26 protein-coding genes and 1 riboswitch are annotated in these 19,575 nt (G+C 43.5%); of the genes, 3 read left to right on the top strand and 23 right to left on the bottom strand.

The window, feature by feature from the left end; genetic code table 11:
- Positions 1-38: 38 nt before the first annotated feature.
- The 6 genes from spmB to scpA form a co-directional block, all read right to left on the bottom strand.
- Positions 39-575: a spore maturation protein SpmB gene (gene spmB / locus DIC78_RS19860; RefSeq protein ID WP_010334782.1), complete on the bottom strand. Its 537-nt coding sequence runs from the start codon at positions 573-575 to the stop codon at positions 39-41.
- Between the two features lie 4 nt (positions 576-579).
- Positions 580-1,170, bottom strand: coding sequence for a spore maturation protein SpmA (gene spmA, locus DIC78_RS19855; protein WP_127696810.1), 591 nt, complete (start codon positions 1,168-1,170; stop codon positions 580-582).
- Positions 1,158-2,306 (bottom strand): D-alanyl-D-alanine carboxypeptidase family protein, encoded by a 1,149-nt coding sequence (locus DIC78_RS19850; RefSeq protein ID WP_106020041.1) that lies wholly within the window; start codon positions 2,304-2,306, stop codon positions 1,158-1,160. Before DIC78_RS19850 ends, spmA begins: the two co-directional genes overlap by 13 nt.
- Before the next feature lie 120 nt (positions 2,307-2,426).
- Positions 2,427-2,966 carry a YpuI family protein gene (locus DIC78_RS19845; protein WP_038954213.1) on the bottom strand — a complete coding sequence of 180 codons (540 nt, stop codon included), beginning with the start codon at positions 2,964-2,966 and terminating at the stop codon, positions 2,427-2,429.
- Positions 2,967-3,023: 57 nt separating this feature from the next.
- On the bottom strand, positions 3,024-3,617 hold the full coding sequence (gene scpB / locus DIC78_RS19840; protein WP_127696809.1) for an SMC-Scp complex subunit ScpB: 594 nt from the start codon (positions 3,615-3,617) through the stop codon (positions 3,024-3,026).
- Positions 3,607-4,362, bottom strand: coding sequence for a segregation/condensation protein A (gene scpA / locus DIC78_RS19835; protein WP_106020336.1), 756 nt, complete (start codon positions 4,360-4,362; stop codon positions 3,607-3,609). The genes scpB and scpA overlap by 11 nt, the downstream gene beginning before the upstream one ends.
- A 214-nt stretch (positions 4,363-4,576) precedes the next feature.
- Between scpA and DIC78_RS19830 the strand changes: the two genes are divergently transcribed.
- The gene (locus tag DIC78_RS19830; RefSeq protein ID WP_024121909.1) at positions 4,577-4,666 is read left to right on the top strand and encodes a YjcZ family sporulation protein; all 90 of its coding nucleotides are present in this window, start codon (positions 4,577-4,579) and stop codon (positions 4,664-4,666) included.
- Between the two features lie 87 nt (positions 4,667-4,753).
- Complete coding sequence (locus tag DIC78_RS19825) at positions 4,754-5,278, top strand: DUF309 domain-containing protein (protein ID WP_127696808.1); 525 nt, start codon at positions 4,754-4,756, stop codon at positions 5,276-5,278.
- Between the two features lie 13 nt (positions 5,279-5,291).
- Here DIC78_RS19825 and ribT read toward each other — a convergent pair whose 3' ends face one another.
- From ribT to DIC78_RS19780, 9 genes are all read right to left on the bottom strand, one after another.
- Complete coding sequence (gene ribT / locus DIC78_RS19820; protein ID WP_003223910.1) at positions 5,292-5,666, bottom strand: GNAT family N-acetyltransferase RibT; 375 nt, start codon at positions 5,664-5,666, stop codon at positions 5,292-5,294.
- A gap of 111 nt (positions 5,667-5,777) precedes the next feature.
- A complete protein-coding gene (gene ribH / locus DIC78_RS19815; RefSeq protein ID WP_024121911.1) occupies positions 5,778-6,242 on the bottom strand; it encodes a 6,7-dimethyl-8-ribityllumazine synthase in 465 nt (154 codons plus the stop codon).
- Between the two features lie 32 nt (positions 6,243-6,274).
- Positions 6,275-7,471, bottom strand: coding sequence for a bifunctional 3,4-dihydroxy-2-butanone-4-phosphate synthase/GTP cyclohydrolase II (locus tag DIC78_RS19810; protein WP_024121912.1), 1,197 nt, complete (start codon positions 7,469-7,471; stop codon positions 6,275-6,277).
- Between the two features lie 14 nt (positions 7,472-7,485).
- The gene (gene ribE / locus DIC78_RS19805; RefSeq protein WP_103671742.1) at positions 7,486-8,133 is read right to left on the bottom strand and encodes a riboflavin synthase subunit alpha; all 648 of its coding nucleotides are present in this window, start codon (positions 8,131-8,133) and stop codon (positions 7,486-7,488) included.
- 10 nt (positions 8,134-8,143) lie between these two features.
- A complete protein-coding gene (gene ribD / locus DIC78_RS19800; protein ID WP_024121914.1) occupies positions 8,144-9,229 on the bottom strand; it encodes a bifunctional diaminohydroxyphosphoribosylaminopyrimidine deaminase/5-amino-6-(5-phosphoribosylamino)uracil reductase RibD in 1,086 nt (361 codons plus the stop codon).
- A gap of 131 nt (positions 9,230-9,360) precedes the next feature.
- Positions 9,361-9,508: riboswitch (FMN riboswitch) on the bottom strand.
- Between the two features lie 120 nt (positions 9,509-9,628).
- Positions 9,629-9,973: a hypothetical protein gene (locus DIC78_RS19795; protein WP_024121915.1), complete on the bottom strand. Its 345-nt coding sequence runs from the start codon at positions 9,971-9,973 to the stop codon at positions 9,629-9,631.
- Positions 9,974-10,209: 236 nt separating this feature from the next.
- The gene (sipS, locus tag DIC78_RS19790; protein ID WP_127696807.1) at positions 10,210-10,764 is read right to left on the bottom strand and encodes a signal peptidase I sipS; all 555 of its coding nucleotides are present in this window, start codon (positions 10,762-10,764) and stop codon (positions 10,210-10,212) included.
- A 154-nt stretch (positions 10,765-10,918) separates the two neighbouring features.
- Complete coding sequence (locus DIC78_RS19785; protein WP_010334793.1) at positions 10,919-11,125, bottom strand: zinc ribbon domain-containing protein; 207 nt, start codon at positions 11,123-11,125, stop codon at positions 10,919-10,921.
- Between the two features lie 465 nt (positions 11,126-11,590).
- The gene (locus DIC78_RS19780; RefSeq protein ID WP_003223931.1) at positions 11,591-12,022 is read right to left on the bottom strand and encodes a peptidylprolyl isomerase; all 432 of its coding nucleotides are present in this window, start codon (positions 12,020-12,022) and stop codon (positions 11,591-11,593) included.
- A gap of 257 nt (positions 12,023-12,279) precedes the next feature.
- On the opposite strand from DIC78_RS19780, the gene DIC78_RS19775 reads away from it, so the two are divergent.
- Positions 12,280-13,152, top strand: coding sequence for a DUF1002 domain-containing protein (locus DIC78_RS19775; protein WP_106020047.1), 873 nt, complete (start codon positions 12,280-12,282; stop codon positions 13,150-13,152).
- 28 nt (positions 13,153-13,180) lie between these two features.
- Here the strand turns inward: DIC78_RS19775 and lysA are convergent, their stop codons facing one another.
- The 8 genes from lysA to spoVAA all read right to left on the bottom strand — a co-directional run bounded on the left by lysA (position 13,181) and on the right by spoVAA (position 19,544).
- Positions 13,181-14,500, bottom strand: a complete 1,320-nt coding sequence (gene lysA / locus DIC78_RS19770; RefSeq protein ID WP_024121918.1) for a diaminopimelate decarboxylase — start codon at positions 14,498-14,500, stop codon at positions 13,181-13,183.
- A gap of 106 nt (positions 14,501-14,606) precedes the next feature.
- Positions 14,607-16,094: a spore germination protein SpoVAF gene (gene spoVAF / locus DIC78_RS19765; protein ID WP_059293666.1), complete on the bottom strand. Its 1,488-nt coding sequence runs from the start codon at positions 16,092-16,094 to the stop codon at positions 14,607-14,609.
- Positions 16,039-16,656: a stage V sporulation protein SpoVABEA gene (spoVAEA, locus tag DIC78_RS19760; RefSeq protein WP_095713213.1), complete on the bottom strand. Its 618-nt coding sequence runs from the start codon at positions 16,654-16,656 to the stop codon at positions 16,039-16,041. The genes spoVAF and spoVAEA overlap by 56 nt, the downstream gene beginning before the upstream one ends.
- A gap of 7 nt (positions 16,657-16,663) precedes the next feature.
- Positions 16,664-17,014, bottom strand: coding sequence for a stage V sporulation protein AE (spoVAE, locus tag DIC78_RS19755; RefSeq protein WP_003230467.1), 351 nt, complete (start codon positions 17,012-17,014; stop codon positions 16,664-16,666).
- Positions 17,015-18,031 (bottom strand): stage V sporulation protein AD, encoded by a 1,017-nt coding sequence (gene spoVAD, locus DIC78_RS19750; protein ID WP_106020049.1) that lies wholly within the window; start codon positions 18,029-18,031, stop codon positions 17,015-17,017. It abuts the gene before it with no gap.
- A 12-nt stretch (positions 18,032-18,043) separates the two neighbouring features.
- Positions 18,044-18,496 carry a stage V sporulation protein AC gene (gene spoVAC, locus DIC78_RS19745; protein ID WP_127696806.1) on the bottom strand — a complete coding sequence of 151 codons (453 nt, stop codon included), beginning with the start codon at positions 18,494-18,496 and terminating at the stop codon, positions 18,044-18,046.
- Positions 18,497-18,508: 12 nt separating this feature from the next.
- The gene (gene spoVAB, locus DIC78_RS19740; protein ID WP_106020050.1) at positions 18,509-18,934 is read right to left on the bottom strand and encodes a stage V sporulation protein SpoVAB; all 426 of its coding nucleotides are present in this window, start codon (positions 18,932-18,934) and stop codon (positions 18,509-18,511) included.
- Entirely contained in the window at positions 18,924-19,544 is a 621-nt protein-coding gene (gene spoVAA / locus DIC78_RS19735; RefSeq protein ID WP_106020337.1) for a stage V sporulation protein SpoVAA, read from the bottom strand. Before spoVAA ends, spoVAB begins: the two co-directional genes overlap by 11 nt.
- Between the last annotated feature and the right edge of the window lie 31 nt (positions 19,545-19,575).

Genomic DNA, 19,575 nt, shown 5'->3' with positions numbered 1-19,575 from the left:
TTCAGATTTCGCATGCTTTATCTAAAAAAACGCCATTTTCAGGCGCTCCCAAATAATAACGTAACGATGATGATAGATGCAACTACACCGATTAAATCAGCAAGAAGTCCCACCTTTAACGCATCACCCATTTTTTTAATGCCAACAGCTCCGAAATACACCGTCAGCACATAAAGTGTTGTATCCGTTGATCCCTGCATCACAGATGCCAGCCTGCCAATAAAGGAGTCCGGTCCATAAACTGCAATTAAATCGGTCGTCATTCCCAGAGCAGCCGTACCGGAGATCGGACGGATCAGCGCAAGCGGAACCACCTCAGCCGGTATGCCGATGGCGGAAAAGGCCGGCTTTAAAAGATCCATAAAAAAGTCAAGCGCGCCTGATGATCTGAAAACGGTAATTGCAACAAGCATCCCGACTAAATAGGGGATAATCGAAAATGCGATCTCAATTCCTTCTTTTCCGCCTTCAACAAAGGATTCATATGTCGGCACCTTTTTGATTGTTCCATAAAGTAGAATGCCGGCAATAATGATAGGGATCATGGCTAAAGACAGCCAGTTGATAATTTCCATCGGATTACCTCCCCTTCTTTTTACGGCGGTAATAAAAATAACGGTCAATAATAATGGCGCCGATTCCAGAAATAAGTGTCGCCAAAATGCTCGGTCCGACGATATCTGTCGGCGTTTTGGAGGAATAGGCCATTCGCACGGCGATAACCGTTGTCGGGACGAGAGTAATGCACGAAGTATTAACAGCTAAAAAAGTGATCATGGAACGGCTCGCTTCCGAACGGTTTCCATTCAGCTTTTTCATTTGCTCCATTGCTTTAATGCCAAGAGGTGTGGCCGCGTTCCCGAGGCCGAAGAAGTTCGCCATGAGATTTGATAAAATGTAGCCCATTGCGGGATGATCCGGCGGTATGTCAGGGAACAGCTTAGAAATAAAAGGCCTGCACATACGGCTGAAAATATCCAGCAGTCCAGACTGTTCAGCTATTTTCATTAAACCCAGCCAAAAAACAAGCACGCTCATAAGTCCAAATGAGATTGTGACAGCTTCTTTGGCTCCTTTAAACACCGCCTCATTTACATCCTGCAGCGTTCCATTGCACATCGCAAATACTAGCCCGATCACAGTTAAGCTGACCCAGATTATATTGACCATTTTGCCCCGCCAGCCGCATTCAGAAAAATGGATTGAAACGTTTCAAAAAACTTTTTTTTCGGTTTTTGATTTCGTTCGTTTTCGTAATAGATCGGCACTTTTGCGATGGTTTCATTGTTGAACATGACTTTCATATGTCCTACAATATCCGGAATTTTTGAGACATCCTTTTCCCAGGCTTTTTTCGGTTTGAGCAGGGTAGTGTTGATTTTGACATCTTCTTTTTCTTCTTCGGTAAGCAAATAGGTGATGTCCCGTTTGATGAAAGCTTTAGACTCATAAAATGTACCTTTGAGCTTCGGAATATCTCCTTTTTTTGCGATTAAATATGTTTGATAATGATCAAATACATAGTTAAACATATTCATATGATCATCCCAATCGTCGGGGTCATTAATGGTAACGGCTATCAGATTAACGCCGTCCTTTGAAGCGGTTGAAACGAGTGTGCGTTTTGCAAGCTTGGTATAGCCTGTTTTCCCCCCTGTGCTGTATGGATACAGCATCGTCAGCAATTTATTTTTGTTTTTCCATACGCTTTCCATTGTTTCTGCTTTGTATATTTTTGTGCCGGAGATGGTTTGATAGTCTTTGAGCTTCATGGCGTATTTCGTTAAAACAGCCATGTCATAAGCTGTTGAGTAGTGATTTTCATGGTCGTCCAATCCGTGCGGGTTTTGAAAACGGGTATTCTCCATACCGATTTGTTCTGCTTTTTGGTTCATCATATAGACAAATCCATCGAGGCTTCCCCCGACATACTCAGCAATCGCAACAGCAGCATCGTTCCCGGATCTCAGCATCAGGCCATACACAAGATCCTTCAATTTTACTTTTTGCCCTTCGGTTAAATAAATGGCCGAGCCCTCTGTTCTGACCGCATTTGCAGAAACAGTCACGGTTTCTTCCATTTTTCCGGATTCAATGGCGAGAACAGCGGTCATGATCTTTGTAATACTGGCAATCCGCCTTTTTTCATGCTCGTCCTTGGCAAATAACACTCTTCCTGATGTGCCGTCAATGACAATGGCGCTCTTCGCACTGACATTTATAGCTGCATGTGCTGTGTTCACATTTACATTTGCAAATAGAAAAGAAATGATGACTATTAATACAGCTTTTTTAAAAATGCGCATGTTTGTTCACGTCCTTGTGGTGGTTTGTACAAGTTTATGCGCATGTCCATCAGTTATGAATAACAATTGTGTCTTGGCCTGCAAACATAAAAAAACTCTCCCATAAAGGGAGAGTAAGTGTTATCTGATTGATGCCATGCTAGATCCGGACGCTTCGTAATGAGCCAGTTCTTCCCTCATCTTCAGAAACGCTGCGCTCAGCGGCAATAATAATTGCTCCAGAGACTGCGGAACAGCATGGTAGAACTCAATTGCGCTGACTCCGGTATATGACGCCCGGCTGTTTTCACACCAGGTGTCTTTCTTTGGCATAAAGAACTCTTCAATGCATTGATGATACACATTGTAAAGTGTTTTTTCCGCTCTGGTTTCCTGAAATGGCTCTTGCATAAGGAGACGGCGGCATGCTTCAGCGCCTCCTTCACAAAATACTGTCATTCTTCTCAGCGTGCTCAGCACATCACAGCAGTATGCCTCTTCAACAGGCAATTCAGCCTGCATAGACGCCAGTGTGGTTTGATTTAAATAATCATTAACGGTATTGACAACCATTGATAAGAATTCGCCTGTTTTTTGAGTCTGCACTCGCACAATCGAATGTCCCATTTCGTTTGGTATCTTCCCCTCATGTCTTTGTCTCTCACATTTTGCTTCTTTCATGATAGCTACTTCTTCCTTATATCTTATGTTGATGAAAAAGCGCGATTCATTAAATCTCTATTTTATGTCTTCAAAGGTTTGGTTAAAGTTTTCAAAGAATAAATCCGCTTCTTCTTGAAGAACGTCATCTTCCGCATTTTCAGGCAGCGGCGGAAGCTCGTCCAGCGTTTTTAAGCCGAATTGCTCAAGAAAAGTCGGCGTCGTGCCGTATAAAATGGCCCGTCCCGGACCGTCAGCGCGTCCGACTTCACACAGCAGCGCCTTGGCGACAAGGCTGTGTAAAATTCTTTCTGATTTCACGCCTCTGATATCTTCAATTTCCGCTCTCGTAATCGGCTGTTTATATGAAACAATCGCCAGCACCTCCAAAGATGCCTGGGAAAGGCCTTTCGACGGTACTTCGATCAGTTTTTTCAAGTACGGCGCAAAGTCCTTTTTGGTGGAAAGCATGTACGTATCTGCATATTCAATTAGTTCAATGCCTCTTGTAGCATGACGGTAATCGTCTGCGACATCCGCCATAATGGTGTTCAGTTCAGGCTCTTCTATTTCAAGCACTGTTAACAGCTGTTTTTTGGTCAGTCCTTCATCGCCTGCCGCATATAGAAGGGCTTCCACTATAGCTTTCCAATTCACGATATCAAGCCCCATGAATGGATTCACTCCCCATAATGTAAATATCTGAAAAATTTTGCTCCTGCTCAATCAAAATCAGCTGATTTTTCATCAGTTCTAAAACCGCCAGGAAGGTGACAACCAAATGTTCTTTTTGCTCATATGAAAAAAGATCCATAAAATTGATTCTTTTCCCTTTTGATTTCAGGGTGTGCACGATTTCATTCATTCTGTCTTCGATTGGTATTTCCTGTCTTGTAATTGTTGTTTCCATCGGCCTTGTTATTTTTTTTCGCTTCAGCACTTTTTGAAAAGCGCCAATCATATCGTAGACTGTGACTGACAGCTTTTGCTCCGACTGTTTCACTTCTTTTGCATATTCGCTCAAGTCACTCGGCGGTTTCGTGAATGATTTTTGTCTTTCTTCTTCCCGTTCCTTTAATTCCTTCGCCGCGTCTTTATATTTTCTATACTCAATCAGCTTTTCAATCAGTTCCTCCCGCGGGTCTTCTTCCTCAAGCAATTCATCCTCAAACAGCTCTTCCTCTTGCTTCGGGAGCAGCATTCTGCTTTTAATACTGAGCAGTGTGGCAGCCATCACCAAATACTCGCTGGCGATATCAAGCTCAAGCACACGCATCGTATGTACATATAATAAATATTGTTCAGTAATCTTCGCCACAGGTATATCATATATGTCAATTTCAAGACGATTGATTAAATGAAGCAGCAGGTCCAATGGGCCTTCAAACGTATCAATTTTTACTTGATATTCTTCCATCATCTCACCATTTTCAAGTATCACTCTCATTGCCGGATAAACTGGCTACCCTTTAGTATAAGCCACCAAAAAGCTCTCGTCCAATACTATTTCATTTCCTGCATTTCAGGAGATTTGTGCTGAATATTCAAATAACAAGATATCCACCTACACAAAAAAGGGCAGGTGTACATAGGATGCTCGCGTAGACCACAACAAAGGAGGCTGAATGTTCATGGGAGAAAAGTGCTTCAGCGGCGGTTTCGCTTTAATTGTCGTTTTGTTTATTCTGCTGATTATCGTAGGTGCCGCTTGGATTTGCTAGAACTAAAAATGAGCAGGTCCAATGCGCTGTTTTTTCCTTTTATCTGTCCTGTGTTACACTAAAGGCGGATTAAAAGGAGGAAGCATCTTGTACCCGAAAGCTTATATCGATTATCTCGTTGAATTTCACGCAACACGGGATTATTTTGAATGCCATGAAATACTAGAAGAATATTGGAAGGAAGATCCTCCGAACAAACGAAAAATACTTTGGGTCGGCTTTATCCAGCTTGCTGTTTCTTTGTATCATCACAGAAGACAGAATACAGCCGGGGCCAAAAGATTGCTGGCAAACAGCATACGGATTCTTCAAGCGAAAAAACAAGCGGTGGAAGATTTGGGGCTTGATCATACCCGTTTACTGGAGCTTATACAGTCGGTTTACGAACAAATTGAACTGGGATCTTCCTATAAAAGCATCATGCTGCCAATTAAAGATGAGAAGCTGAAGGAAGCATGCCGCATTGAATGCAAGCGAAAAGCTTACACGTGGGGACAGCCCAGCACACTCACTGATAGATTTCTAATTCATAAACATCGTTTGCGGGATCGGACTGATGTCATCCGCGAACGCGAGAAAGAAATTGAACGAAGAAAAAAAAGCAGAGGCTGATAACAGCCTCTGCTTAATTATTGTATGAAATGTCTTGATCCTGCTGACCTTGACAGCGTTCGAAAAAGCTCTGCGTTAATTCATTCGGAACCAGTACCTGCGTTTTGAATAAATGCTTTAAAGCATCCATCATCTGTTTTCCGATTCCTTGATGGCGATGAGAAGGATTCACACTGATATGCCGGATTTCAACCTCGGAATCCTTTTTTTCAACTCCGATTGCTCCGACGATATCCTCGTCCTCTTTCCAAAGAAAGAGCTGGCGGTCTGTATCCGTTTCGTAGTCCTTAATTGTCTGCTGAAGCTGCTTAAGATCTTTTTCATTTGGCATAAATGAAAGAAGTCCCATCGCAATCTTTTCAAACGATTTTTTATAACGAATTAACATAAAAACCCCTCTATATCCTAAATGTCCAGTTCTATCAAACGGATAAGTATAGGTGATCCGTTTTCTCACATTATATCATTTTCGCCATATTTTTAAACTGTTTTCAGCAAATTATTCAAATGAACGGTTTAAATTTGCCATTTCTATGGCAGAAACAGCACAATCTACGCCCTTATTGCCCGCTTTTGTTCCAGCCCGTTCAATGGCCTGCTCAATGTTTTCCGTAGTGACAATTCCAAAGATCACAGGTACGCCTGTTGTGTTCGCTGCTTGCGCGATGCCTTTTGCAGCTTCGTTGCAGACGTAATCGTAATGAGTCGTCGCGCCTCTGATGACAGTGCCGAGTGTAATAACGGCGTCATATTTTTTTGTTTCCGCCATTTTTTTAGCAGCGAAAGGAATTTCAAATGCGCCCGGAACCCAAGCCACATCAATATCGTTTGTATCCACGCCGTGTCTGAGCAAAGCATCTTCTGCCCCGCTCAGCAGCTTGCTTGTAATAAAATCATTAAATCTTCCTACTACGATTCCGATTTTAAGACCTGTACCAACTAAATTTCCTTGTATGATATTCATATGATTCCCATCCTTTTTTGTGATTTTTGTTATTAGAAATGAAGTAAATGACCTAGTTTATTCATCTTTGTTTGCAAATATTTTTTGTTGTGCTCTTTGGCCTCCATTTGAAGCGGCACTCTTTCTGTAATGCTGAGACCATACCCTTCAAGTCCGGCAATTTTTCGCGGATTATTCGTCAAGAGCTTCATATTCCGCACGCCGAGATCGCGTAAAATTTGAGCACCAATGCCGTAATTGCGCAAATCAGGCAAAAAGCCGAGCGCTTCATTAGCTTCTACGGTGTCATACCCTTCTTCCTGAAGCTTATAAGCTTTTAACTTATTGATCAGACCGATGCCCCGGCCTTCTTGGCGGAGATACAAAAGCACTCCCCGGCCTTCTGCGGCAATTTGCGTTAGCGCGGCGTGAAGCTGCGGGCCGCAGTCACAGCGATGAGACCCAAACACATCACCTGTGAGACACTCTGAATGAACCCGGACCAATACTGGTTCTTCATTAAACGGCACATCTCCCATCACAAATGCGACATGCTCTTTTCCATCGATCTCATTTGTGTATCCGTACACCTTAAATGTGCCAAAATCAGTAGGCAAGGTAATATCGACTTCCCGCTCTACAAGTGTTGTCAAGTTGTAGCGGTACTCAATTAAATCTTTAATGGTGATCAGTTTTAATTGATGCTTTTTCGCAATTTCAATGAGCTCAGGTACCCTTGCCATCGTTCCGTCTTCATTCATTATTTCACAAATGACGCCAGCTCCCTGAGAACCGCAGGCTTCAGCAAGATCAACTGCCGCTTCTGTATGGCCCGCTCTTTTCAGGACACCTCCCTTTTTCGCAATCAGCGGAAAAATGTGCCCTGGACGCTGAAAATCTGCCGGCACTGAACCGCTGTCCAGCAAAGCTTTGACAGTAAATGATCTTTCCTGTGCGCTGATTCCCGTTTTTGTCTTACGGTGGTCAATGCTTACTGTAAAAGCAGTGTGGTGGGAATCTGTATTGTGCTCAACCATAGGATGAAGATCGAGCCTGTCAGCGATTTCCTCACTGAGAGGCGTGCAAATCAGCCCTCTTCCGTGCGTCGCCATAAAGTTAATCACTTCAGGAGTCGCATGCTCCGCAAGAGCCACAAAGTCTCCTTCGTTTTCTCTGTCTTCATCATCCACAACAATGATGACTTCGCCTTTTTTTAAAGCGTCTAATGCCTCTTCTATCGGATGAAACATGCAAATCTTCCTCTCTAAAAGCCGTTTTCGCTTAAGAAGGCTTTTGTTATGGTTTGTTGGTTCTTATTTTCATTGGCTTTATGCAAAAATCGATACATATATTTTCCGATCATATCGCATTCGATATTCACTTTAGAGCCGATTGTTTTTTCTGAAAAAATCGTTTCGCTGATGGTGTGAGGGATTAAAGAAATCGTCACGGTATCATCTGTCAGCCCGAAGATGGTTAAACTGACGCCGTCCACGGTAATAGATCCCTTTAAAACCAACGTTTTTGTTAATGACGGATCCATTTTCAAATCATAGTAAACTGCGTTGCTTTTTTCTTCAATACGCGTGATTTCTGCGGTTCCGTCGACATGGCCTGAAACGAAATGGCCTCCAAAACGACCGTTTGCCGCCATGGCTCTTTCCAGATTCACTTTGCTGCCTTTTGATAAATCGTTCAGCGACGTTGCTTTGACTGTTTCAGGCATGACATCAACTGTGAAGTGACTTTTCGTGAAATCAGTAACAGTCAGACAAATGCCATTTACTGCAATGCTGTCGCCCAAATGAACATCCTCTAATATTTTTGAGCATTTAATTGTTAAGGCCATAGAGGGGCCAGCTTTTTTCATGGATTCGATTGTGCCTGTTTCTTCTATAATCCCTGTAAACATGGTCACCATCCTACTCGTTTTTCGGTTTTGCCGTCAGTCTGATATCACGGCCAATTTGGGTTATATCTGTGAATTGTAATAAGGGGACATCTTTCATTGATTGAAAACCTTCACCGGAGATTAAGCTGGGAGCAAGCGTTCCTCCGATTAATTTAGGGGCAAAATAGTAGATGATCTCTTGAAAACAGCCTGCTTTGACGAAGCTTCCGTGAACAGCTGATCCGCCTTCCACATACACCGACATGATGCCTTCTTCCGCAAGGATTTTCAGTACATCGGAAATTGGTATACGATCTGTTTCCAGAGTAAATATTTTCACGCCAAAAGCGGAAAACCGTTTTTTCTTCTCCTCATCAGCACGTGTTGTTGTAAAAATCCAAGTCGGCGCTGCCTGATCGCAAATCACATTGGCGTCATCGGGAATCGAAAGTTCGGTATCAAGTATCACCCTGACCGGCTGTTTTGAAACATTCGGGAGCCTGCAGGTTAAGCTTGGATTGTCAGCCTTCACAGTGCCTGCTCCGACCAAAATGCTTTGATGTGATTTCCTGTATTGCTGAGCATCCTGTCTTGCAGCTTCTGATGTGATCCATTTGCTGTCACCTGTACTGGTCGCTGTTTTTCCGTCTAGGCTTGCGGCAGCTTTTAATGTGACGTAAGGGAGGCCTGTCCTCATGAAATGCAGAAATTTTTCATTCAGCTGTTCCGCCTGATCTGCCAGAATGCCTTCCTTTACTTCGATGCCGGCTTCTTCTATCATGCTGATTCCCCGTCCGGCCACAAGCGGGTTAGGATCTCTCATTGCGACAAATACTCTCTTTATCCCGGACTTGATAATCAGTTCGGCACAAGGCGGTGTTTTTCCGTAATGGCTGCATGGTTCAAGGGTGACATAAATATCAGCGTCTTTCACATGTGCGCCTGCCATATGAATAGCATGGACTTCCGCGTGAGCTTCACCGTATTTTAAATGGGCGCCCATCCCGACAATCTGTCCGTCCTTCACCACAACAGCGCCTACGAGCGGATTCGATTCGGTCTGTCCTTCACCCTGCTTCGCAAGATCCAACGCCAGTTTCATATAATACTCTTCCATCTGTTTTCCCCTCCCTTCTTTATTCATTTACCGTCAAAAAAGCCCCGAATTTAAGAAAAATTCGGGGCTTTAGGTATTTTACGCAATAGGAAATAACACTATGCATGTTGATACATTTTGCATAGCGGTTCTTCATCCTTCTCCCATCCAGACTTTCACTGTCGGCTTCAGCTTAAACTGAATCCACCGCGTACATATGTGCACACGGGTCACGGGCTCTAAAGCGCATGTCGCTTTACTACCGCCGGTCGGGATTTCCACCCTGCCCCGAAGGATACAATCTTTATTCATTTGTCCTTAATGGCTATTATAGCGATCCTTTCTTAAGTACGCAATGAAATAAACTTACAATTTGAGAAATCAAAAAAACACCCATCGTTCCGAAAGGTGTTTTTTCACTTAATCATTTACTTTTGCAACCTTGATTAAACCGTCGATCCGCTTTGATTTGCTGAAGTACGCCTTAATCTTATCGCCTTCTTTTATATCAGACAAATCTTGATTTAACTTTTTTCCGTTGAAGATGATCTTCGTGCCGTTTTCTGCTTCTCCATGATATTCGGTGCCGTCAATTTTTGTCACTTGATATTCCTCGATTGTATACTCTTCTTCTTCGGAGGACAAGGTTTGTCCAATCGCTGTCGGAACGTCTTTCAGTTCAACATCATTTATGTACATATACCCCCCTGCAAGTAAAACCAGTAGCACTAACAGAATGGTAATCTTGGTTTTTATTCTTCCCATTTTAAAAAACCTCCAGCCAATATGAATCTATTCATTCATATGAGTTATTCCTTTTTTTCATGAATAAAAAACCGTAAATTCTCGTAAATTATTAATATAACGATGCATAACGGGAATATGTTTCGCACTTCTGCAAAAATTTCTTTTCTATAGATATACGAATTTATGTTCTGGTTTTAGGGGATGCATGAGAAAAAGAATAAAAAAGCAGCTCCTTTTCAGGAAACTGCTTATACCTAGTTGGTTTTACGAATGTCGTTAAATGGGAAGAAAACAAACTTTGACGTACCCGCAATTTGTTTTTTCGTAAAGAGTCCAAGCCCGTTTCGGCTGTCCATTGAGTATCGGCGGTTATCACCCATCACAAAATATTTGTTATCAGGCACTTTGATCGGGCCGAAATCATCAGTTAGATGGTCATATCCATCTTCTTTTGCTTGCTTTTTATTTGCCTTCAAATAAGGCTCAGCCACTTTTTTTCCATTGATATAAAGCTGGTCGTTTTTCATTTCGACTGTGTCTCCCGGCAAGCCGATCAGCCGCTTGACATAGTGGACATCATCCCCGTTTAGCACGATGATATTCCCTCTCTTAAACTCGCCTATGTACTTAACTGTCATATTGACAAATACCCTTTCATGGTCATGAAGGGTAGGCTCCATGGACTCACCGTCAACGACATACGGCGCAAAAATAAAATTGCGGATGAGTAATGCCAGAACAACTGCGATAATAATCGCTTTGGCCCATTCAAATATTGATTTTTTCTTAGAAACGTTTTCCGATTTCAACTGAGTTCCTCCAATAAACAACGGTCTTCAATTTATGTTATCACGAATCAATAAGAAATCCCATTAGGACCATTGAAGCGAATTTTCACATCTATTTATTCTTTTGCCAGAATCAATTTGTTCCATTTCCTAATGAAATCGGGAGAAGAATTAATCAGCCTCCAAAGAACAAATCCAATATATTGCCGGCAGTTGAAGTTTCTTTATTATAAAACTCCGAATATCCGCATTTCTTACAGTAGACGACGAGAAAACGGTTATGCTGCACATCAAACAACTTTGACAATCCGGTTCCAGTTGTGGCAATTTCTTTTTGGCCAGCTTCAGTGCTTCCGCATTTTATACAGCCCTTGTTGTTCATCAAACGCAGCTCCTTTTCAAAAAAATGACATTGATATTGTTTCATTTTACTACAAATGCCGTTTGGGATGAAACATGTCAACTTTAAAATTTGTTTAATTTTTCCCCGATGGGTGTATCTGACTTTAAGCTATTTCATACGGTCTCTAATATGTATAAAGAGGAGAGGAGAAGAGATAGGGATGATTTTCCCATTACGATGAATCATATTGAAGGGAACAGCGTAGGCAGTGCATTTTCTATAAGCCCGCTGAACGTATCAAAATCAGTGTTTTGGTTCCGTCGGATTGAATACAATTGTGGTTGAACACTTATGACTTGAAACATAGCTATAGGATTCAACTCATATCTCTCTATGCCTCCTCGTTCTACCTTAAAAACGTCTGTTTGTTAACTGCCACAGCCAGATCAGGCTGTGAGCGAAAAGGAAAAGCTCCCTCATATCGGGGAGCTTTCTGCCTGCCTATTAGCCTTCTACGCGAACTTCTTTCATCACGTCACCGTTAGACATGTTTTTCGCGAATTCTAAACCGCTTGTTACTTTGCCGAATACAGTGTGAACACCGTTTAAATGAGGCTGCGGCTCATGGACGATGAAAAATTGGCTGCCGCCAGTATCTTTTCCTGCGTGTGCCATAGAGAGCGCGCCCGCTTCATGTGTGTGCGGGTTTCCTTCTGTTTCACATTTGATTGTGTATCCGGGACCGCCTGTGCCAGTACCGTGCGGGCATCCGCCTTGGCTGACGAAGCCTGGAATTACTCGGTGGAATGTAAGTCCGTCGTAAAATCCTTCGTTTGCAAGCTTTTCAAAGTTTGCAACTGTACCCGGTGCTGCTTCCGGATAAAGTTCAAATTCAATTTTGTTGCCGTCTTCTAATAAAAAGTAACCTGTTTTCAATTGTATGCCCACTTTCTTTATTTTAATTTTCAAAGGAGAAATTTATGTATCATCATTATGGCTTGTCTCTCCTTGTCGCGGCTATTATACCACACCTTTTTTGGGAAAACGACTCTCCCGGCTTTTCTCCAAAATAAAAATGAAACCTGAACCTCTCTATCTCCGTCTAACCTATCGGAACTGTATTTTTCATCATGATTCAGGTCCTCGCAAAGCAGCTTTAACTGCTGCTTGTGAAATGAAGGAGGTCAACTGCTTTGAAAAAAATATGGATTGGAATGCTGGCAGCGGCCGTTTTGCTGCTGACGATTCCGAAAGTCAGTCTCGCGGATGCCGCAGTCGGAGATGTCATCGTGACACTTGGTGCAAATTTGTCAGAATCAGATAAGCAAAAAGTGCTTGATGAAATGAATGTCCCTGATAATGCCACAACCGTGACCGTTACCAATAAGGAAGAACACGAATATTTAGGAAAATATATACCAAGCGCGCAAATTGGCTCAAGAGCGATTTCATCATCGTCTATTACCATTGCCAAAAAAGGCTCCGGATTAAATGTTGAGACACATAATATTAGCGGCATTACGGATGAAATGTACCTCAATGCCTTGATGACAGCCGGCGTTAAGGACGCGAAGGTTTATGTTACCGCTCCGTTTGAAGTGTCCGGTACTGCGGCTTTGACAGGCTTGATTAAAGCATATGAAGTTTCTTCTGACGAAGCGATTTCTGAAGACGTTAAGCAAGTCGCCAACCAAGAGCTTGTGACGACCTCAGAGCTTGGTGACAAAATCGGTGACGAAAATGCGGCTGCGCTGATTGCAAAAATAAAAGAAGAGTTTGCTAAAAACGGTGTGCCTGACAATAAAGCCGATATTGAGAAAAAAGTGGATGATGCGGCTTCCGATTTAAACGTCACACTGACAGACAGCCAAAAGGATCAGCTTGTATCCTTGTTCAATAAGATGAAAAATGTTGATATCGACTGGGGACAGGTCGGTGACCAGCTTGATAAAGCGAAAGATAAGATTAGTAAATTTTTAGACTCAGATGAAGGCAAGAACTTTATCCAGAAAATCATTGATTTCTTCGTTTCCATCTGGAACGCGATTGTTTCTATATTCAAATAAAAAAAGCGCCGAATTCCCGGCGCTTTTTTCATTGCTTCACACTCGTTTTAAATGGCAGATCCAGTTTTACAATATCCTCGTACGTTTCTCTTTTTACGACTAAATGAGCCTCTCCGTTTTCTACAAATACAACAGCAGGTCTTGGAATTCTATTATAATTATTGGCCATGCTGTAGCCATAAGCGCCTGTACAGAAAACAGCAAGCAGATCTCCTTCTTTTACTTCCGGCAGGTCAATATCCCAAATGAGCATATCTCCGCTTTCACAGCACTTGCCGGCAATCGATACCGTTTTATCGTGCGCTTCACCGATACGGTTAGCTGTAACAGCTTCATATTTTGCCTGATAGAGAGCCGGACGGATATTGTCGTTCATTCCTCCGTCAACAGCTACATACTGCCGGACACCCGGCACTTCTTTTTGGGAGCCGACTGTATAAAGTGTTGTGCCTGCGTCTCCTACAAGCGAGCGGCCCGGTTCGATCCAAATTTCCGGTATGTCAAATCCATAGCGGGCTGCATTTGTTTTTACTGCTTCGATAATTTTTTCTACATATTCAGTGGCATGAAGCGGTTCATCTTCTTCCGTATAACGAATGCCAAAACCGCCTCCAAGGTTCAGCACCTTTGAAACAAATGAGTAAGCTTCTCTCCATTCGTCAAGTTTTTTGAAGATTTTTTCTGCCGCTAGCACAAAACCGGCTGTATCAAAAATTTGCGAACCGATATGGCAATGAACACCCAGCAGCTGAATGTGTTCTGATTGTAAAACCTGTTCAATCGCCTGTTCAGTTTGTCCGTTATGAAGGTCAAAACCAAACTTTGAATCTTCCTGTCCCGTTGTAATGTAGTCATGTGTATGCGCCTCTACTCCGGGGGTAATCCGCAGGAGAACATCAATTGAGTGCCCAGTTTCTTTGCACAGGTCTTCAAGTATCGAGATTTCATAGAAATTATCAACCACAATGCAGCCGATACGGTGTTCAAGCGCCATTCGCAGCTCTTCCCTGCTTTTGTTATTTCCGTGAAAGTGAATGCGCTCCGCCGGAAATCCTGCTGCAACAGCTGTGTAAAGTTCTCCTCCAGACACGACATCTAAGGAAAGCCCTTCTTCCTCGGCAAGCTGAATCATCGCAACAGAAGAGAATGCCTTGCTCGCATAAGCGACCTGCGCTGTCAGCCCTGCAGTTATAAATGCCTGCTTAAAGCTTTTAGCACGCTCACGTATTAAAGCCACATCATATACGTAAAGAGGCGTGCCGTATGTTTCAGCTAAATAGAGAGCGTCCACACCTCCGATTTCCAAATGCCCATGTTGATTTTGTCTGCTAGTGCCGTGTAAGAACAATGTCATTCCCTCTTTCTCCGCTTATGGGTGAAAAGGACAGTTTTATGGACTGTCCTTTCATAATTAAGACATACATTATCATACTCTTCAGTCAGTTTCAATGCGATTATGAATTGGTAGGCTGTCTTAAGCGATTTCTTGGGTGAACAATGCTTGGTCTTACTTTCGCACCAGGTTTCGCCGTGCGAATCAGCACCTGCCACAGCGCCTTTCCGTTAAACGGAATGAGTGGCCATAGGTATGGGGTTTGAAGGGATTTTATGCTGGCCATGGCAATAATCAGAACAGTAAATCCTATAACGAGCCCTTTTACATGAAAGAGTGCTACTAATATCATAAGTGTAAGACGGGCCATTTTATTTGCCAGGCTTAATTCATAGCTTGGCGTCGTAAAGGTTCCAATAGCGGCAAGCGAGACATACAGTATGACTTCAGGAGAGAACAGCCCCACATCAATGGCAATTTGCCCGATTAGAACCGCGGCAATTAATCCCATTGCAGTAGATAAAGCGGTCGGTGTGTGAATAGCCGCCATTCTGAGAAACTCAATTCCTAAATCAGCTAAGAAAATCTGCAGAATGATCGGGATGTGCATATCTTTATTCAACCCGATAAATTTTAGATTCTCTGGCAGCAGTTCCGGTTGAAGAACAAAGAGAAACCAGATGGGGAGAAATAAAGTAGAAGCAAGAATGCCGAAAAATCGTACCCATCTTAAAAAAGTTCCCACAGAAGGAGCCTGTCTGTATTCTTCAGCATGCTGAACATGATGGAATAAGGTTGTCGGCGTTATGATCACACTCGGCGATGTATCAACCATAATCACGACATGGCCTTCAAGTACGTGATTGGCCGCCACATCGGGCCTTTCTGTATAACGGACGAGCGGAAACGGGTTGTAGCTTTGTTTGATAATAAACTCTTCGACTGTTTTGTCTGCCATTGTTAATCCGTCGACATCAATGGCGGCAATTTCTTTTTCCACGATGTCAACCAGATCCGGATCAGCAATGTCTTCTATATAACAAATGCTCAGATCCGTTTTTGAACGCTCGCCGACCTTTGTCATCTTGACGCGAAGGCGTTCGTCCCTGATCCGTCTTCTGAGAAGCGCGGTATTGACGACGATATTTTCAACAAATCCGTCTCTGGCCCCTCTGACCACCTTTTCCGTATCCGGTTCTTCCGGATTTCTTCCCGGATAGCTTCTGACATCAATGATAAAAGCAAATCCTGCACCTTCGACAATAACTGCGACTAACCCGGACAGCACCTGGTCGGTGGTTTCATCCAGCGTTTTTACTTTTTCGACCTGGGCGTTGAGCAGCCTGTTTTCAACGATATCGACCAGCTCTTCAGGGTCCTCTTTTCCTGTCCGGTTGTTAATGGCAACTAGCTCTCTCATTAAGTGAATGATAAAGGCAGTGTCACATAATCCATTCAAATAGTACAGCTGAACTTCTCTGTCTAAAATGGTAAGCTTGCGAACACCTACATCATAGCTGATTCCCATTCCGACTCGATTTTTAAAATAAGCTTCATTTTTGTCTGGATTCCGATAAACCCGGATTTTCTCTTCCTGTTTGTCCGGCATGATACCCGCTCCTTTCTAAAATAAACTCGACCGCTTTCATGGTGATTGGCGACCCTTTCGATATATCGTCTTTCCTGCCCATTTTGCCGATATCCCCGATACCAACGATAAGCGGCAGATCAAGTTTATCAAGGCAATAGACCGTATCCCCGTTCATTCTGTGTTCATCGAATTCCCTCTCTCCGATTTTATCCACGCCGTATTCTGTTATCTCTCCATTGCGGTCAATGCTTACGTCAACCCTGGTCCATTCAGCCTGATGGGTTTTCGACGCTACCGCAATCACACCGAGCACTTCAATTGCCGGATGAGTGGCCACATAGGTCAGAGCGGTTTCTCCCGGTCCCTCTCCTTGAAGGCCGGAGTCGTCAAACATGACAAATACAGGGTCATATGGTGCTGATGTAATCAGCCTGACAAGCTCGGCGCCGCTGCGGGTGGAGGGATTTCCTTTTGATTGAGAAATACATCTCCCTCCAACTCTTCTTGCAGCGTATTCAATTGTTTTAGCAGCATACACATCTCCGTCTGTTACCAGTATGACCTTGCGTTTTGTCGTCATCTCGGCATTATCCTTTCGGTTTAAAAATAACAGCGACGATAAAGGCGAATAGAATGGCGGCTGAGATACCGGCAGATGTCAGCTCGAATATCCCCATACCGATTCCGATAAATCCGTGTATATGCGCTTGATGCATGGCACCGTGCAGAAGGCTGTGGCCAAAGCTGACAATCGGAACCGTGGCGCCTCCGCCAGCAAACTCAATAAATTTATCGTAAATGCCAAAACCATCTAAAATCGCCCCGATGACGACAAAGGATGTCATGACGTGGGCAGGCGTCAATTTAAATATGTCCAGCAGCAGCTGCCCGACAATACAAATGGCGCCTCCGCAAACAAAAGCCAAAAGATAGTCCACTTAAGATGCACCTCCTGCACGTTCAAATACAACCCCGTGTGCGATGGTCGGAATGGTTTGTTTTTGCTGGATCATAGTCGGGCTTAACAGCGCCCCGGTTGCTACTACAAACACACGGTTTAATTTTCCTTCTTTCAGCTGCTTGAAAATATGTGAGTAGGTTACAACCGCAGAACAAGCACAGCCACTTCCTCCGGCAAATACCTGCTGATCCGGGGTGTAAATCAGAAGCCCGCAATCATCATGTTTTGTGCCGACCGGATATCCCTCTTCTTTCAAGATATCTTTGACAATAGGAGATCCGACGCCGGAAAGGTCTCCCGTCAGGATCAGATCGTAGTCGTCTGCTGTGCGGTTCATGTCTTGAAAGTGCTGTTTAATGGTATCAGCAGCAGCAGGAGCCATGGCTGATCCCATATCAAACGGGTCGGTAATTCCTAAGTCAGCTACCTTCCCTACAGTTGCACTTGTAATTTGAATATCACTCGGTGTCTGACTGATAACAACCGCACCGCTCCCAGTTACAGTAGATGTCGCAGTATCCGGTTTTTGCCCGCCGTATTCCGTCGGATAGCGGAACTGTCTTTCGGCTGTGGCATTGTGACTGCTTGTAGCAGCAATCGCCCGATTTGCAAATCCGCCGTCGACTAAGGCAGATGCAACAGCAACTGTTTCCATTGATGTTGAGCATGCGCCAAACATGCAAAGAAACGGGATTTTCAGATGCCTTGCCACATAGTTGGCTGTGACATTTTGATTCAACAGATCGCCTGCAAGCAAAAGATCAATATCATCTTTTTTCAAATTGTTTTTTTGCAGCACGGTATTGATGGCGTCCTCCATTAGCTGCCTTTCAGCCATTTCCCAGCTTTTTTGATTACAGTGCATGTCGTCATAGGTTTTATCATATAAAGACCCGAGCGGACCGTCTTTTTCCTTAGGCCCTACTGCTGTTCCCGCTGCATTGACAAATAAGGGATGCTCAAACACCCAGGTTTGCTTTCCTGTTAATTTCATTTCTTTCTCCTCCTATGACATCAGTTTCTCAAAAGCAAACCGAATCATTCCGACGATGTAAGCAGCAACAACACCGAATACGATGACGTTTCCCGCCAGTTTAAACATGTTTGTCGCTACTCCCAATACTAAACCTTCGCTTTTATACTCAAGAGCCGCGCTTGCCATACTGTTGGCAAAGCCGGTGACAGGTACAGCTGATCCTGCGCCTGCAAACTGACCGATTCTGTCATAAATGCCGAATCCGGTGAGCAACGCTGACAATAGGATCAGCGTTGCCGCCGTAGGGTTTCCTGCTGTTTTTTCGTTAAAATCAAAAAAATGGATATAAAAATTCTGCAGACCTTGTCCGATCATGCAGATCAAACCGCCTACAAGAAAGGCTTTTACACAGTTCCATACGTAAGGCGGCTTTGGCTGATATGTTCTTACTTTTGATTTGTAGTTTTCTTTTATGTTTGTCATATTAAAACCTCCTTATGAATGATGAATAAAATACAGCCAATGAAATAAAGATCCCGCGATTTTTCCAATGACAATGGCCATTAATAAAATAATGATTTTACTTCTGAGGCCGATTCGTTTAGCCAAGATCGGCAGGACATTTAACACTTCTGTCAGCGCGGCTGCAAGCATCCCGACAAATACTCCGGCCAACAGCCCGACCGGCACGGCAAGCCATTTTGATAAAAAGAGATGGTGCATATGCAGTGTTTCCCATCCCCCGCAAACCGCACCGAGAATAACAGCCGCTTCATAAGCTTGAACAAATCTCATCGTTTTGGTGAGCTGCATCAGACGCGGAATGATTCCCATCACGGTTAAAAAAGCCACGAAACCAGCCCCGACCGTGATGCCCCCGCCGAGCCCGACAAAAATGATGAACAATACACTAACGATCATGCAGGTCCTTTATTGTTTCTTCATTTTCATGCATGGCCACATATTGATCGAGATCAAGCTGATAGTTAAACATTTCAACCTCCAGCGGGCTAGGCTCTTCATTAAGGCGCTTTTTAAAAATGTGGTTAAAAAACACAATCATCCCCAGTCCCAAACCGATGCTGTAAGGGATTTGAAGTAAATATGGATAGTCATTCCGCTCTCCGGTTATGATTTCATATAGTGCAATATGAACATCCCCCATGCTGACATCCTCATGGAAATTCATGATGGCAAGGCACGATCCGATAAACAGCAACAGCCAGACACCAATAAAGAGAACAGTTGATATGTGCCGTTTCTGATATTGAATTTCAACAATGGTTTCAGCTCCGCCCACAGTTTGAACATCAAGTGTGGGATCCTGCTGATGAATGGCTTTGAGCACTTTTATGATATCCAGAATTACGATATTTTTATCTTTTTCGCTCACCTGATAAAGCGGCATAGCCGAGAGTTTCTTTTTCAGCAGGTGCTGCCCTTCTATTTGCGCGGCATCCCCGACCGTTATGATATCCCCCGGATGTGCCAAAACGCGGTGGCGAAGCCTGATAAATAGTCGTCGTTCCATCATTGATCACCATCTTTCGGTGGTTATATAT

The sequence above is a fragment of the Bacillus halotolerans genome, assembly GCF_004006435.1.
Lineage (GTDB): Bacteria > Bacillota > Bacilli > Bacillales > Bacillaceae > Bacillus > Bacillus halotolerans.
The sequence above is the reverse complement of the archived record's forward strand: the minus strand, read 5'-3'. Positions and strand labels throughout refer to the sequence as shown.

Coding starts and splice junctions, on each gene's coding strand:
- DIC78_RS19850 (WP_106020041.1), bottom strand. CDS start 2,306: ATGCGCATTTTTAAAAAAGCTGTATTAATAGTCATCATTTCTTTTCTA.
- spoVAD (WP_106020049.1), bottom strand. CDS start 18,031: ATGAAATTAACAGGAAAGCAAACCTGGGTGTTTGAGCATCCCTTATTT.
- DIC78_RS19810 (WP_024121912.1), bottom strand. CDS start 7,471: ATGTTTCATCCGATAGAAGAGGCATTAGACGCTTTAAAAAAAGGCGAA.
- ribE (WP_103671742.1), bottom strand. CDS start 8,133: ATGTTTACAGGGATTATAGAAGAAACAGGCACAATCGAATCCATGAAA.
- spoVAC (WP_127696806.1), bottom strand. CDS start 18,496: ATGACAAACATAAAAGAAAACTACAAATCAAAAGTAAGAACATATCAG.
- spoVAEA (WP_095713213.1), bottom strand. CDS start 16,656: ATGACGACAAAACGCAAGGTCATACTGGTAACAGACGGAGATGTGTAT.
- DIC78_RS19845 (WP_038954213.1), bottom strand. CDS start 2,966: ATGAAAGAAGCAAAATGTGAGAGACAAAGACATGAGGGGAAGATACCA.
- ribD (WP_024121914.1), bottom strand. CDS start 9,229: ATGGAAGAGTATTATATGAAACTGGCGTTGGATCTTGCGAAGCAGGGT.
- scpA (WP_106020336.1), bottom strand. CDS start 4,362: ATGGAAGAATATCAAGTAAAAATTGATACGTTTGAAGGCCCATTGGAC.
- DIC78_RS19785 (WP_010334793.1), bottom strand. CDS start 11,125: ATGAACAACAAGGGCTGTATAAAATGCGGAAGCACTGAAGCTGGCCAA.
- spoVAF (WP_059293666.1), bottom strand. CDS start 16,094: ATGCCGGACAAACAGGAAGAGAAAATCCGGGTTTATCGGAATCCAGAC.
- ribT (WP_003223910.1), bottom strand. CDS start 5,666: ATGTTAATTCGTTATAAAAAATCGTTTGAAAAGATTGCGATGGGACTT.
- spoVAA (WP_106020337.1), bottom strand. CDS start 19,544: ATGGAACGACGACTATTTATCAGGCTTCGCCACCGCGTTTTGGCACAT.
- scpB (WP_127696809.1), bottom strand. CDS start 3,617: ATGGGGCTTGATATCGTGAATTGGAAAGCTATAGTGGAAGCCCTTCTA.
- spmA (WP_127696810.1), bottom strand. CDS start 1,170: ATGGTCAATATAATCTGGGTCAGCTTAACTGTGATCGGGCTAGTATTT.
- spoVAB (WP_106020050.1), bottom strand. CDS start 18,934: ATGATCGTTAGTGTATTGTTCATCATTTTTGTCGGGCTCGGCGGGGGC.
- spmB (WP_010334782.1), bottom strand. CDS start 575: ATGGAAATTATCAACTGGCTGTCTTTAGCCATGATCCCTATCATTATT.
- ribH (WP_024121911.1), bottom strand. CDS start 6,242: ATGAATATCATACAAGGAAATTTAGTTGGTACAGGTCTTAAAATCGGA.
- DIC78_RS19795 (WP_024121915.1), bottom strand. CDS start 9,973: ATGGGAAGAATAAAAACCAAGATTACCATTCTGTTAGTGCTACTGGTT.
- DIC78_RS19830 (WP_024121909.1), top strand. CDS start 4,577: ATGGGAGAAAAGTGCTTCAGCGGCGGTTTCGCTTTAATTGTCGTTTTG.